The organism is Lysobacter sp. FW306-1B-D06B (assembly GCF_038446665.1).
GTDB lineage: Bacteria > Pseudomonadota > Gammaproteobacteria > Xanthomonadales > Xanthomonadaceae > Lysobacter_J.
Window position 1 is genome coordinate 2191912 of sequence record NZ_CP151802.1, and the last position, 13899, is coordinate 2205810.

Annotated in this window: 12 protein-coding genes; 7 read left to right on the plus strand and 5 right to left on the minus strand. The window is 68.4% G+C overall.

Annotation, left to right across the window (positions count from 1 at the left end; translation table 11 throughout):
• Positions 1 to 16: 16 nt before the first annotated feature.
• From AAFF32_RS10190 to trxA, 4 genes are all read right to left on the minus strand, one after another.
• Positions 17 to 727, minus strand: a complete 711-nt coding sequence (locus tag AAFF32_RS10190; protein ID WP_342315134.1) for a DUF502 domain-containing protein — start codon at positions 725 to 727, stop codon at positions 17 to 19.
• Between the two features lie 104 nt (positions 728 to 831).
• Positions 832 to 2835, minus strand: a complete 2004-nt coding sequence (locus tag AAFF32_RS10195) for a bifunctional serine/threonine-protein kinase/formylglycine-generating enzyme family protein (protein ID WP_216958907.1) — start codon at positions 2833 to 2835, stop codon at positions 832 to 834.
• 163 nt (positions 2836 to 2998) lie between these two features.
• Positions 2999 to 3469 (minus strand): DUF4442 domain-containing protein, encoded by a 471-nt coding sequence (locus tag AAFF32_RS10200; protein ID WP_216958905.1) that lies wholly within the window; start codon positions 3467 to 3469, stop codon positions 2999 to 3001.
• Between the two features lie 150 nt (positions 3470 to 3619).
• Complete coding sequence (gene trxA / locus AAFF32_RS10205) at positions 3620 to 4501, minus strand: thioredoxin (protein ID WP_342315135.1); 882 nt, start codon at positions 4499 to 4501, stop codon at positions 3620 to 3622.
• A 102-nt stretch (positions 4502 to 4603) separates the two neighbouring features.
• Between trxA and AAFF32_RS10210 the strand changes: the two genes are divergently transcribed.
• Complete coding sequence (locus AAFF32_RS10210; RefSeq protein WP_216958899.1) at positions 4604 to 5212, plus strand: DUF998 domain-containing protein; 609 nt, start codon at positions 4604 to 4606, stop codon at positions 5210 to 5212.
• Positions 5213 to 5234: 22 nt separating this feature from the next.
• On the opposite strand, the gene AAFF32_RS10215 is transcribed toward AAFF32_RS10210, so the two are convergent.
• A complete protein-coding gene (locus AAFF32_RS10215) occupies positions 5235 to 6557 on the minus strand; it encodes an amidohydrolase family protein (RefSeq protein WP_342315136.1) in 1323 nt (440 codons plus the stop codon).
• 167 nt (positions 6558 to 6724) lie between these two features.
• On the opposite strand from AAFF32_RS10215, the gene leuS reads away from it, so the two are divergent.
• The 6 genes from leuS to AAFF32_RS10245 all read left to right on the plus strand — a co-directional run bounded on the left by leuS (position 6725) and on the right by AAFF32_RS10245 (position 13897).
• Positions 6725 to 9472, plus strand: a complete 2748-nt coding sequence (gene leuS / locus AAFF32_RS10220; protein ID WP_342315137.1) for a leucine--tRNA ligase — start codon at positions 6725 to 6727, stop codon at positions 9470 to 9472.
• Positions 9473 to 9688: 216 nt separating this feature from the next.
• On the plus strand, positions 9689 to 10294 hold the full coding sequence (lptE, locus tag AAFF32_RS10225) for an LPS assembly lipoprotein LptE (protein WP_342315138.1): 606 nt from the start codon (positions 9689 to 9691) through the stop codon (positions 10292 to 10294).
• Complete coding sequence (gene holA, locus AAFF32_RS10230) at positions 10294 to 11361, plus strand: DNA polymerase III subunit delta (protein WP_342315139.1); 1068 nt, start codon at positions 10294 to 10296, stop codon at positions 11359 to 11361. Before lptE ends, holA begins: the two co-directional genes overlap by 1 nt.
• A 12-nt stretch (positions 11362 to 11373) precedes the next feature.
• Complete coding sequence (gene nadD, locus AAFF32_RS10235) at positions 11374 to 12051, plus strand: nicotinate-nucleotide adenylyltransferase (RefSeq protein ID WP_342315140.1); 678 nt, start codon at positions 11374 to 11376, stop codon at positions 12049 to 12051.
• Positions 12052 to 12091: 40 nt separating this feature from the next.
• A complete protein-coding gene (gene rsfS / locus AAFF32_RS10240; protein WP_216958880.1) occupies positions 12092 to 12520 on the plus strand; it encodes a ribosome silencing factor in 429 nt (142 codons plus the stop codon).
• 228 nt (positions 12521 to 12748) lie between these two features.
• Positions 12749 to 13897, plus strand: a complete 1149-nt coding sequence (locus AAFF32_RS10245; protein ID WP_342315141.1) for a saccharopine dehydrogenase NADP-binding domain-containing protein — start codon at positions 12749 to 12751, stop codon at positions 13895 to 13897.
• The last annotated feature ends 2 nt before the right edge of the window (positions 13898 to 13899 follow it).

Genomic DNA, 13899 nt, shown 5'->3' on the forward strand with positions numbered 1-13899 from the left:
GACGTCGGTGCGGTTGTCAGTGCGGCTTTTCGTCCACCGAAGGCGGCGAGAACGGAATGCTGTCGGGCGCCACCGCGCCGCCGGAGATGATGAAACTCATGGCCTGATCCACGGTCCAGTCGGTCGGCGTGATTTTCTCCACCGGCACGATTTCCAGGTAGCCGGAGGTCGGATTCGGCGTGGTCGGCACGTACACCGCGGCGAGTTCACGGCCGGTGCCGTGTTCGCGGATCACGCGCGTGACAAAACCAATCGACTTCATTTCCTTGTGCGGGAAATCCACCAGCACCACCCGCTGCGTGCCGTCGGGCTTGGTCTGCAGGATGTCGAGCAATTGCCGTGCGCTGCTGTAGACGATGCTCGCCAGCGGAATGCGCCCGATCAGCGCCTCGAACCAGCGCAGCAGGCGCTGCCCCAGCACGTAGCGCGCCATCACGCCGGAGAAGAGGATCACCGCCAGCGTCGCCAGCAACGCGAGCACGGTGCGCACCCACTGGTCGTCCAGCCAGTGCAGGCGCGGGTAGGTCGTCGCCAGGTTCTGCAGCATCGGCGTGATGAACGGCTGGCTGATGTCCGACAGCATCACGAACACGAACTTGACCACGACCCAGGTCAGCCAGATCGGCAGCAGGGTCAGAAGGCCGGTGAGGAAGAGCTTCTGCAGGCTCGGCTTGGGCGCGGCGGGCCGGATCGACGCGGCGGCGGGGGACTCGGGGGAGGTCGGCATGGCGCGGATTGTAAGGCGATCGATCACCCGCAGTTGGCATACGCGGGCGGATCGCAGCGTCGCATGGGCCGCGCTCGGCGGCCTTTGGCGTGGACGGCGGCGCCTCAGCGCTCGCGCACGAGGCGGAACCCGACGTCGTCGTACCCGCGCGCTGCCGCGAGCGTGCGCTGGCCCTCGTGGCTGCGCCAGGAACCGCCGCTGACCTGGCGCTGCTGGCAGTTCTGGCCGCAGTCGCGCAGCCACAGCGACACCGCGCGGCCGTCGATCTCCACCCCCGTCTGCGCGATCTCTTCCGCGCTCGGCAGGCGGTAACGGCGTCCGGTCTGCGCGCTGTACCAGTGCGCGTAGGCCTGCGCGTCTTCCAGGGAGATGCAGACCACCGGGTCGTTTTCGTCCTGGCGGAAACCGGGTGACTGCCAGTCGCGCGGATCGAGCACGCGCAACAACGAAGCGCGCTCGCGGCACAGCGCTGGCTCGCGGCCGTTGGCTGCGGCGAAGCGCGCGTATTCGCGGCGGCTCACTGGCCGTGGCGTCAGCGCGACGCTGACCTTTGCACTGCTCAGCGAGGCCGTCTCGATCTTGCTGCCGCGCGCCAGGCCCTTTGGCAGCGCCTTGGCCTGCGCGATCAGGCGCGGGTCGAGTTTGCGTGGCATCTGCAACTGTTCGGCCAGCGCGGTCAGGCGCTGCGCGTCGGCGGCATCGCGGCGGGTGACGGCCTTCTGCAGGCGCGCGTCGAGCGCCTTGCCGGTCGCCTCACGCAACTGCTGCTGCGCCGCCGAATTGGCGGTGCCCGTCTGCTGGCCCAGCGCGGCCGCGCGCGAGGCCAGTTCGCGAGCACGATCGTCCTTGCCGTCCTTCACTGCGCGAACGAGGTGATCGGAAAACGCCGCCGTGAGCTGGTCGATGGCCTTGGCCACGTCGGGATGCGTGCTGTCGGTGTGCCAGGCGAGGAGCACGCTGTCGAAGGCATTGGCATCCTCCGGCTCGGTCAGGCGGCCGCGCGCGATCTGCTGGCGCGCGTCCTCCAGCGCATGCTGCAGCGGCGCCTCGGGCAGCGGTTGCAGCATCGCGGCGGTCGGGTCGACCGACGGCGTCGCCTGCGGTGCCGTCGCGATGGGCGTCATCGGCGCGGGTTTTTCGGCCTCGTCGCGGCCCAGGCTGAAAGCGAGCACGACCAGCGTCACCGCGGTCACGCCGAGCGTCGCCCACACCGGCATCGCCCAGCGCTGCGTCGGGCGCAGGCGGCGAAGACTCTCCACCGCGCCGGTCCACGGCTTGCGCTGTTGCACGCCGCGGATCGCGTTGGCCATCTGCGTCGCATCCTGGAAGCGATGCGCGGCCTGCTTGGACAGCGCACGATTCATGAAGCGCTGCCAGTGGCGCAGATGCTGCGGAAGTTTCGGAATCGGATCCTGTGCGTGCATCACCGCCATCGACAAGGCGTCGGCGGCTTCGAAGGGCAGGCGTCCGGTGAGCATTTCCCACAGCAGCACGCCCATGCTGTAGAGGTCCGCGCGGCCGTCGACGTCTTCGCCGCGCGCCTGTTCGGGCGCCATGTACGCGGTGCTGCCCACGGCAAGGCCCGCCGTCGTAACGCGCGGGCCGAAGCCACGGCGCAGCGCGATGCCGAAATCGGCGAGCAGCACGCGCTCGCTTTCGTCGAACAGCACGTTCTCGGCCTTGACGTCGCGATGCACGACACCGCGCGCATGCGCGTAGTCCAGCGCCTGAAGCAGCGTCAGCGCGATCTCGATCGCGCGCGGTTCATCCTTGCTCAGCTCGCGCTGGCCGAGGTGGCCGCGCGGTAGGTAGGGCATCGCGTAGTAGGGCAGGCCGTCGAACGTGCGGCCCACTTCGTGGATGCCGACGATGTTGGGATGTTCCAGTCGCGCGATCGTGCGCACTTCGTTCTCGAAGCGACGACGGCTGACTTCGTCGGCGAGCGCGAGCGGCAACATCACCTTGATCGCCACCTCGCGCGCGAGCGCAAGCTGGTTTCCCAGGTACACGGTCGACATGCCGCCGTGGTTGATCACCTTGTGCAGGCGATAACCGGCGATCTCCGGCAATGGCGATGTGTTGTCGTTGTTGCCTGCAGAACCGGACATCGCGGCCCCCTGTCGCGAAGCAGGAGCATACGCCGAGAGAGGGGAAAGCTCACGACGTGCCCATCACATCCACGATGTGCGCACGATCGTTGGTTCAGTGTGATGACGCACAGCGTCAGTTTTTGTCGGAAACGGCCGGATTTTGGGCGGTTTCTGCCGTTTCCTACACGCTGTCGGCGCCTTCGCGATGTGCGGGTTTGCGCCTCACGTAGAGCTGCTTGCGCACGCGTGCGACGACCTCGCCCTGTGCATCGGTGATATCGGTGTCAAACCAGCGCAGTGCCTTCTCGCCGTTCGCGGTGGCGGCGCGAAGTTCGTCGAGCGCTTCATCGCGCAGGCGGAAGTCGGCGTGCACGGTGCCGCGACCGGGCTTCACGAATTCGATCTCGCCGGCCTTGTCCCAGACCCAGTACTCGCGGCCCAGGGCATTCATCGCCAGCAGCATCCAGAACGGATCGGTCATCGCGAACAGGCTGCCGCCGAAATGCGTGCCGACGTAGTTGCGGTTCCAGGGGCGCATGCGCAGTTCGACGTGCGCGTGGCGGTAGTCGTCGGAGATCTGCGTGACGTGGATGCCGCTGAAAAGAAACGGCGGCCAGAAGTTGAGGCCGCGGCGCAGGACACTGGCTTTCATTCGGAGCGGGGCTGCGTGTGGGGCGCACAGCCTGCCATACGGATGCGTATCGTGATAGCCCGGGTAAGCGGAGCGCACCCGGGTTTGGACCGTTCGGCGGCGAGCGTCCCCGGGTGCGCTTCGCTTACCCGGGCTACGTGCTGCCGTCGATCAGAACAGCAGCGACGACATCTTCCGGCGGTAGCGGCCCACCAGGTCTTCGTCCTCGATCACGCGGAAGGCGTCGATCAGGGCCTTGCGGGGCAGGCCGTCCTCGTAGCCGCGGTTGCGGCGGAGCATTTCCAGGAACTGCTCCAGCCCGGCCTCGGCATCGCCGTCGACCAGGCGCAGGGCGCCCAGGAGGTGACGGGCGCGCAGGTCGTCGGGATCGCCGGCGATGGCCGCTTCGAGCACTTCCCGCGCCGGCGCGTCCTTCAGCAGCGCGGCAAAGCCCAGGCGCGAGCGGGCGCGCTGGGCGCGGTCGTCGGTGGCGAGATTGGCGGGCAGGGCGTCGAGCAGCTGCTCGGCTTCCTGCGCCGCGCCGGTGCGCAGCAGGGCCAGGGCAAGGTCGAGCTTGAGCTCGGCGTTGTCGGGCGCCGCTTCGGATTCATGACGCAGGCGCACCACTTCCGCATGCGGATCGATCGGCGCGGCGGCTTCCTCCGGCGCGATGTCGGTGGACTCGTCGTTCGCCGGCGCGGGCTGGATGCCGTGATGGGTGAGGAACTCGCGCAGCTGACCTTCGGGCAGCGCGCCGGGGAAGCCGTCGACCAGCTGCCCGTCCTTCACCAGGAACACGGTCGGGATCGAACGCACCTGGAACGCACCCGCCAGTTGCGGCTCCTTGTCCACGTCGACCTTCGCCAGGCGGAACGCGCCCTGGTAGTCGGCGGCGAGCTTCTCCAGGATCGGCCCGAGCGTCTTGCACGGACCGCACCATTCGGCCCAGAAATCGACCAAAACCGGCGTCTGCAGCGACTTCTGCAGGACTTCGGTCTCGAAATTGTCGGCGGTGGCGTCGAAAACGTGGGCGTGGGCGGAGGCGTCGGACATCATCGGCGGGGGCTCGTGGGCAATGCTCGGGAGATGGGGACGGCGCGTGTCCTTGCCAAGCCGGGACGGGCGCCATGCGGGCGGTCACGCTAGCATGCGGGCATGAGTCGTCCGAGCGCGCAATCTCCGTCCCGGTTCGATGGCCTTGCCGGCTGGCTGGCCGCCGCCTGCTGCGTCGTGGCGGTGCTGGGATTCGCGGCGGCCTTGCCGGCGTTCTCGCATGCGCAGCACCCGCTGGGATTGCTGGGCGCGCGCGGTGTCCCGGGTGCGGTGTTCTTCAACCTGCTCGGATTCGTGCTGCCCGGCCTGCTGGCGGCGTGGACGTTCGTGCGGCTGCGTGGGCGCTTGCCCGACGGCATCGGCCGCCTCGCGCCACTGGGCGCCTGGATGCTGGTGATCTCGGCCCTGGCGTTCGCCGCGCAGGGGCTGCTGACGCTGGACCCGCACGACCTGGACGGCGCGGTCAGCCAGCGCCATGCCACGGCCTGGCTGCTGTGGTGGCTGGCGTTCGCGCCGGGCGCGTTGCTGCTGGGCATGGGCGTGCTGCGTGAGCACGCATGGCGGCACGTGGCGGTGGTGTTCCTCGTGGCCGGTGCGCTTGCGGTGGTGCTCAATGTGCTGCCGCCCGCGGTGCTCGTCGGCCCGCTCGCGCAGCGGTTGTTGCTGCTGGTGTGGCTGGCGAGCGTGGTCGTCGCGTCGAGGTCGCGCTAGGCGACCCCGACGCGCGCAAGGATCAGGCTTCCGGCGTGCGGTAGACCGTACCGTCCTTCATCACGAAGTCGACCTTCATCACCTGCTGGATGTCCTCCAGCGGATTGCCCGGCACGGCGACGATGTCGGCGCGCTTGCCCACTTCGATCACGCCCTGGTCGTCCACGCCGAGCACTTCGGCGGCGCGGATGGTCGCGGCCTGGAACGCGACCGGCGCGGGAATTCCCGCTTCCACCATGTAGATGAACTCGCGCGCGTTGTCGCCGTGCGGGCCCACGCCCATGTCCGTGCCGAAGGCGATCTTCACGCCGTTCTTGTAGGCCTTGCCGGCGGTGTCCTGGATGAGCGCGCCGATGCGCTGCGCCTTCGGGCGCACGACATCGGGGAAGTAGCCGTCGATCTTGGCCTTGTCGGCGACGAAGCGGCCGGCGTAGATGGTGGGCACGTACCAGGTGCCGTGCTGCTTCATGAGCTTCATCACGTCGTCGCTCATGTAGGTGCCGTGCTCGATGGACGTGACGCCGCCGAGCACCGCGCGCTTCATGCCTTCCTCGCCGTGCGCGTGCGCGGCGACGCGGTAGCCGTAGTCCTTGGCCGTGTCGACGATGGCCTTCACTTCCTCGACGGTGAACTGCGGCGCATCGCCGGACTTGGCGTACGACAGCACGCCGCCGGTGGCGGTGATCTTGATGACGTCGCTGCCTTCCTTGTAGCGCTGGCGCACGGCCTGGCGGGCGTCGTCGATGGAGTTGATGACGCCTTCGGTCGGGCCGGGCGGGCCAATCAGGTGCGAGAGCGCGTCGTTGTAGCCGTTGGTGGGATCGGCATGGCCACCGGTGGTGGCGATGGACTTGCCGGCTGCCCAGATGCGTGGGCCGTCGACCAGGCCCTGGTTGATCGCGTCGCGCAGGTGCGGGCTGACTTCGCCGCCGAGGTCGCGCACGCTGGTGAAGCCGGCCATCAGCGTTTTGTTCGCGTAATCCACGGAACGGAAGGCGTAGTCCACCTCATCCAGGCGGAAGCCTTCGGAATAGCTCTGCGGGCTGGACTGGCTGCCCAGGTGCACGTGCAGGTCGGTCCAGCCGGGCATGCAGGTGTGGCCGCTCAGGTCGACGCGGGTGGCGCCGGCGATGTCCGCGGCGGTGCCGCCGACGACCTGCTCGATCTTCCCCTGGCGGACGACCAGCGTCTGCGGGCCGGTGAGCTTGCCGGTGCGGGCGTCGAACACCTGGCCGCACTGGAGCGCCTGGAGCGCGTCCTTGGCCGCTCCGGCGGCAGGCTGGGCGGCATGAACTGGAACACTGGCCATCGCGGCCAGCAGCGCAAGACTGAGCGGCTTCAACACGTACGACTCCCCGATTGTTCGTCCCCTGGAACGGTCGATTGAAGCACAGGCCCGGCGCGGCGGAGGCGACCGGCGGCGCAGATCGGGCATGGCGCGGCCTTCGCGTGGCGGGCCTTGCTGCGCTGCGGTAGGCTTGAAGGTCTTTCCCCCACGCCCCAAAGAACGCCGTGTCCGTCGAAGCCGCAACCGAAACCCGCCCCTACGACCCGCAGGCCATCGAAGGCGATGCGCAGCGCTTCTGGGAGGGCACGCGTGCCTTCGAAGTGAACGAGGCCTCGGACAAGCCCAAGTACTACTGCCTGTCGATGCTGCCGTACCCGTCGGGCGCGCTGCACATGGGCCACGTGCGCAACTACACCATCGGCGACGTCATCAGCCGCTACAAACGCATGACCGGCCACAACGTCCTGCAGCCGATGGGCTGGGACGCCTTCGGCCTGCCGGCCGAGAACGCCGCGATCAAGAACAAGACCGCGCCGGCCAAGTGGACCTACGCCAACATCGCGCACATGAAGGCGCAGCTGCAGCAGATGGGCTATGCGATCGACTGGTCGCGCGAGTTCGCCACCTGCCAGCCGTCGTACTACGTGCACGAGCAGCGCATGTTCGTGCGCCTAATGAAGAAGGGCCTGGCGTACCGCAAGAATTCGGTCGTGAACTGGGATCCGGTCGACCAGACCGTGCTGGCCAACGAGCAGGTGATCGACGGCCGCGGCTGGCGCACCGGCGCGCTGGTGGAAAAGCGCGAGATCCCGCAGTGGTTCCTCAAGATCACCGACTACGCGCAGGAACTGCTCGACGGCCTGGACGCGCTGCCGGGTTGGCCGGACGCGGTCAAGACGATGCAGCGCAACTGGATCGGCCGCAGCGAAGGCCTGGATATCCGTTTCGACGTCGTCGACGCCGACGGCCGTGCGATCGAGCCGCTGCACGTGTTCACCACGCGTCCCGACACGCTGATGGGCGTGACCTTCGTGTCGATCGCCGGCGAACATCCGCTGGCGCAGCAGGCGGCGGCGAACAATCCCGACCTGGCGGCGTTCCTTGACGACCTGAAGAAGGGCGGCGTCACCGAAGCCGAACTGGAAACGCAGGAAAAGCGCGGCATGGACACCGGCCTGCGCGCCGTCCATCCGATCACCGGCGAACAGATCCCGGTCTTCGTCGCCAACTTCGTGCTGATGAACTACGGCACCGGCGCGGTGATGGCGGTGCCCGGCCACGACGAGCGCGACTGGGAATTCGCGCGCAAGTACGCGCTGCCGATCCGCATGGTGATCGTGCCGCCGGAGGTGGGCGATGCGCTCGCCGAAATCGCGGGCGATCTGGCCAAGCACGAAGACCCGATGAGCAGCGCGCTCGGCGGCGCGCGCTCGGATGTGTACGAAACCTCGGCGGCCGTGCAGGTCGTGGAGGAATTCGAACGTCGCATCCGCGAAGAAGGCGCGTACACCGAGCGCGGCTGGCTGGTGAATTCCGGCGAGTACGACGGCCTGGATTTCCAGCAGGCGCTGGACGCACTGGCGACGCGTTTCGAGGCCGAAGGCCGCGGCCAGCGCCGCGTGAACTACCGCCTGCGCGACTGGGGCGTGAGCCGCCAGCGTTACTGGGGCTGCCCGATTCCCGTCATCCTGTGCCCGTCGTGCGGCGATGTGCCGGTGCCGGAAGACCAGTTGCCGGTCGTGCTGCCGGAAGACGTCGCGTTCTCGGGCGTGGCCTCGCCGATCAAGTCCGACCCGGAATGGCGCAAGACCACGTGCCCGAAGTGCGGCGGCGCGGCCGAGCGCGAGACCGACACCTTCGACACCTTCATGGAGTCGAGCTGGTACTACGCACGCTACACCTCGCCGGGCGCCGAACAGCAGGTGGACGAGCGCGCGAAGTACTGGACGCCGGTCGACCAGTACATCGGCGGCATCGAGCACGCGATCCTGCACCTGCTGTACTTCCGCTTCTACCACAAGCTCATGCGCGACCAGGGCCTGGTGAACAGCGACGAGCCGGCGACCAACCTGCTCACGCAGGGCATGGTCATCGCCGAAACGTTCTATCGCGAGGACGCGCACGGCTCGAAGGACTGGATCAACCCGGCCGACGTGGAAGTCATCCGCGACGAGCGCGGCCGCATCACCGGTGCGACGCTGAAGGCCGACGGCAAGCCCGTCGTCATCGGCGGTACGGAAAAGATGTCGAAGTCGAAGAACAACGGCGTCGATCCGCAACTGATGGTCGGCAAGTTCGGCGCCGACACGGTGCGCCTGTTCTCGATGTTCGCCGCGCCGCCGGAACAGTCGCTGGAATGGAACGAAGCCGGCGTTGAAGGCATGGCGCGCTTCCTGCGCCGCTTCTGGCGCGAAGTGCTCACGCATGTTTCGCAGCCGGATCATCCGGAAGTCGACGTCGCCCAGCTCAACGCCGCACAGAAGACGCTGCGCCGCCAGTTGCACGAGGCCATCCAGAAAGTCGGCGACGACTACGGCCGCCGCCACAGCTTCAACACCGCGATCGCGGCGCTGATGGAGCTGCTCAATCACGTGTCGAAGTTCGACGACATGAGCGACCAGGGCCGCGCCGTGCGCCACGAAGCGCTGCAGGCGATGGTGCTGCTGCTCAACCCCGTCACGCCGCATGTCTGCCATGCGCTGTGGCAGGCGTTGGGTCACAAGGAAACGCTGCTGGAGGACGTGCCGTTCCCGGTCGCCGACACGGCCGCGCTGGAGCGCGACGCGGTGACGCTGGCGGTGCAGGTCAACGGCAAGCTGCGCGGCACGATCGACGTGCCGGTCAACATCGACAAGGCCGAAGCCGAACGCCTCGCGCTGGCCGAGCCGAACGTGGCCAAGTACATGGAAGGCATGACGGTGCGCAAGGTGATCGTGGTGCCGGGAAAGATCGTCAACATCGTCGCGGGTTAGTCCGCCTGCGGCGGACCAACCCCCAAAGTTTGCGTGGCAAACTTTGGGCCGCGCGCCTCTAGTGCCATACCCGCCCTTTCGCGCCTGCGGCGCGAACCGCCCCTGACTCAGGGGCTAGGGCAAAAGCATGCCGGCCATGGCCTCGCCGGGGTTTCACTGAACGAGAGCGAGGCGTTCGCTATTGATGGTGGCCGACGCCTCGTCCAGACTTCCCGCATGACCCGATCCCTGTTCAAGCGCGCCATCCCCGTTGCCCTGGTGCTGGCCCTGTCGGCCTGTGGCTTCCATCTGCGCAGCGCGTTGGTACTGCCGCCGGACCTCGGCCCGGTTCGCGTCGTCTCGGTCGATCGCTACAGCCCGCTGGCCGAATCGCTCGCGCAGGCACTGACCCGCGCCGGCGCGGTGCCCGCCACCGAGCAGACGGTCGACGCCACCGTGCTCGACCTCATCAACGAGCAATGGGGCGATCGCCCGATCAGCCTCGACGAATTCGGCCGCGCGCAGGAGTACTCGCTGCGCTATGCCGTGACGTTCGAACTGCGCCGAGCCGACGGCACCACGCCGGTGCCGCGCCAGACGATCGAACTGGCACGCGACTACGTGTCCAATCCCGTGCAGGCCATCGGCACGGAAGGCGAACGCGAAATCCTGCAGGGTGAAATGCGCCGCGAGATGGTCGCCTCCGTGCTGCGTCGACTCGACGCCGTCGCGCGCCGCGCCACCGCCGAGGCCGCTGCAGCTCCGGCGGCTGCGACTCCGACTCCGACTCCGACTCCGGCCGACGAGACCTCACCGCCGGCGTCCAACACGACCACCCCTTGATGGAACTGCGTCCGGAGCAGCTCGTCGCCCAGCTCGGCCTCGACCGGCCCGAGCCTGCCGCGCTGCACCCGGCTTACCTCATCGCCGGCCCCGAGCCGCTGCGCGTGCTCGAAGCGGCCGACGCCGTGCGCGCCGCCGCACGCCGTGCGGGCATCGCCGAGCGCGAAGTGTTCGAGGCCGAAGGCAACCAGCGCGAACCCGACTGGAACGCGTTGTCCGCCACGTTCCGTGCGCCGAGCCTGTTCGCCAGCCGCCGTCTCGTCGAACTGCGCCTGCCTGGCGGAAAGCCCGGCAAGGAAGGTGCGGAAGTGATCTCGGACTTCTGCGCCGATCCGCCGCAGGACGTGACGCTGCTCATCACCGCCGGAGAGTGGAGCAAGCAGCACGGCGGCAAATGGAGCGAGGCGATCGGCCGCATCGGCCAGATCGCGATTGCGTGGCAGATCAAGCCGCACGAACTGCCCGACTGGATCGAACGTCGTCTGCGCGCGCGCGGCCTGCGTGCCGACCACGAAGCCGTGCAGAGCCTGGCCGATCGCGTCGAGGGCAACCTGCTCGCGGCGGCGCAGGAAATCGACAAGCTCGCGCTGCTGTCCGACGGTCAGTCGCTGGATCGCGAACGCATGGCCGAACTGGTCGCCGACGCCGCGCGCTTCGACGTGTTCCGCCTGGTCGACGCAACGATGAACGGACAGGGCGCGCAGGTCTCGCGCATGCTCGCCGGCCTGCGTGCGGAAGGCGAGGCGGTGCCGGGCCTGCTCGGCATGATCGTCATGGAACTGCAGCGCGCCGCGGCGCTCGCGCGCGTGCAGGCACGTGGCGGCAACCTCGTCGCCGAATTCAAGGCGCAGCGCATCTGGGATTCCAAGCAGCCGATGTACAAGCGCGCGCTGGCCCGCCATGCCGCGCCGCGCTGGGACGCGTTCGTGGCCGAAGCCGGTCGCGTGGATCGCATCGCCAAGGGCCGCCCGCGCCTGGGCGAGGAGCCCGCAGACGCCTGGCTGGCGCTGGAACGCCTGCTGCTCGCCGTGGCCGAACCGCGCGCCACGCGCCTGGTCGCCGGCTGACGCGCGCTGCGCATGGGCCTGCGCGTCTACTACGGCGGCACCTTTGATCCCGTGCATGCGGGACACCTGTCCGTCGCATGCGAAGTGCGTGACGCGCTTCAGGCGCGGGTCTTCCTCGTGCCTGCGGCCGACCCGCCGCACAAGGACGTCACCCATGCCGACGCACAGGCCCGTGCCCGCATGCTCGACCTGGCCATCGCGGGCGAGCCGGGCCTGAAGGTCGACCGCCGCGAGCTGCGCCGCGAGGGCCCGTCCTACACCGTCGACACGCTGCGCGGCCTGCGCGAGGAACTCGGCCCGGACGTTCCGCTGGTGTGGATGATCGGCGGCGATTCCTTGCTGCAGTTGCATACGTGGAATCGCTGGCGCGAGCTGTTCGATCTGGCGCACCTGCTGGCGGTCGCGCGTCCGGGAGCGCATCTGGAGGCGGTCGCGGTGGCCGCGCGGGCGCCGGAGGTCGAGGCCGAAATCGGCCCGCGACGGTGCCAGGCCATCGACCTGAACAGCCGCGCGGCGGGTGGATTCGCCGTGTTCCCGCTGCAGCGTGAACGCCCGGAGTCGTCGACGCAGCTGCGCCAGCGCATCGCCGCGGGCGAGGCGTGGGAAGACGGCGTGCCCGCGGCCGTGGCCGAGTACATCCGCCGCCACGGCCTGTACCGCGTCCGGGGCGTCACGCCGGCTTCGTTATAATCTCCAAGCACCGCAGTCGCCAGAAGAGAGCCAACGCCCCTTGAGTACCGAAGCGCAAGTCATCAAGACCCGCCTGCCCAACCCGCCGCCGCCGGTGGACCTCCTGCTGAAGACCGTGCATGCGGCCGTAGAGGAACTCAAGGCGCGCGATGTCACCGAAATCGACGTGCGCGGCAAGAGCAGCGTCACCGATTACATGGTCATCGCTTCGGGCACCTCGACCCGCCACGTGAAGTCGATCGCCGACGAAGTGGTCAAGTTCTCCAAGAAGCTCGACGTCCAGCCGCTGGGCGTGGAAGGCGAGCGGGAGGCCGAATGGGTGCTGGTCGACCTGGGCGACGTGGTGGTCCACGTCATGCTGCCGCGCGTGCGCGAGTTCTATGCACTGGAACGTCTGTGGACGGTCGGCGACCAGCCGCCGGGCGCGGACGACGAGGAAGTCGAGACGGACATGGAAGAGCGCCTGTAAACGCAGCCGCAAACCGCATCGCAAAACGGCGCTTTCAGGCGCCGTTTTCGTTGGGGGAGAACTCGACCCCTGCAATTGGACTGCAACCTTAGCGCCGGGGCCGATGTCGCCGCCATTCCGGCGAGGGCCGGAATCCAGGCCTGCCCAATCGGACACTCCCAATTCCTATCGCGACTTCGCGCACCTCGGTGATACTGATCGCCACGAACGCATGGCCGAGCGGGACGGATGAAAACGCTGGTATTGGGGGGGTACGGAAATTTCGGCGCCCGCATTTGTCGGGCCTTGGCAACGGACCCCGCGATCGAGTTGCAAGTGGCAGGGCGCGACCTCGGCCAGGCGCAGCGATTGGTCGATTCGTTGTGCGGGCGGGCGACGGCCGTGTCGATCGACTGCTACGCGCCGGACTTCGGCGACGCGCTGCGTGCGCTCGGCGTCGGCCTGGTGATCCATGTCGCCGGCCCGTTCCAGCAGCAGTCGTACGCCGTAGCTCATGCGGCGGCGCGGGCGGGTGCGCACTATATCGATTTGGCCGACGGACGGCGCTTCGTCTGCGATTTCCCGCAGGCGCTGGGCGATGCGTTCCTGCGGGCCGGTCGAACGGGCATCAGCGGCGCGAGCACTGTGCCCGCTCTGTCCTCGGCCGTCATCGAACACTTGTGTGCAGGCTGGCAGGCCATCCATTCGGTGGACATATGCATCGCGCCCGCGCAGACGGCACCGCGCGGCAAGGCGACCCTGGCGGCGGTGCTGAGCTATTGCGGCGAGCCGATCCGGATCTGGAGCGGTGGGCAGTGGACGCAGGCGGCAGGGTGGGCCGCGCCGGAACGGGTCGAATTCCAGCGGCTGCGACCACGCCTCGGCGCGCTGTGCGATATCCCCGACCTCGAATTGTTCCCCGCGCGATACCACGTACGCGACCGCGTGATGTTCCGTGCCGCGCTCGAGGTAGGCGCAGCGCAGCGTGCATTCGCAGTGCTGGCAGCGTTACGCGGCATGCGCCTGCTCCGGCGGCCGGAACGCTGGGCCGGTGCGTTGAACCGCGCCGCCGGCCTGTTCGACTGGTTGGGTTCGTCGCTCGGCGGAATGGTCGTGTGTGTGGAAGGACTTGATGATGCAGGGCGCTCTGCGCGGCGCGCGTGGCACATTGCGGCGGACGATGACCACGGCCCTGAGATCCCGTGCATGGCCGCGATCGTGCTGGCACGAAAGCTGATCGCCGGCGATGTGATGATGCCGGGCGCCTTCACGGCGGCGGGGTTGTTGTCGTTGCGCGAGTTCGAGCCGGAGTTCGCGCGGTGGGGAATGATCGTAGACCTCGTCGACGAAACGCCGGCATCGTCGCCGGCAGTACTGCCCGCCATCGCGTCGACGTAACC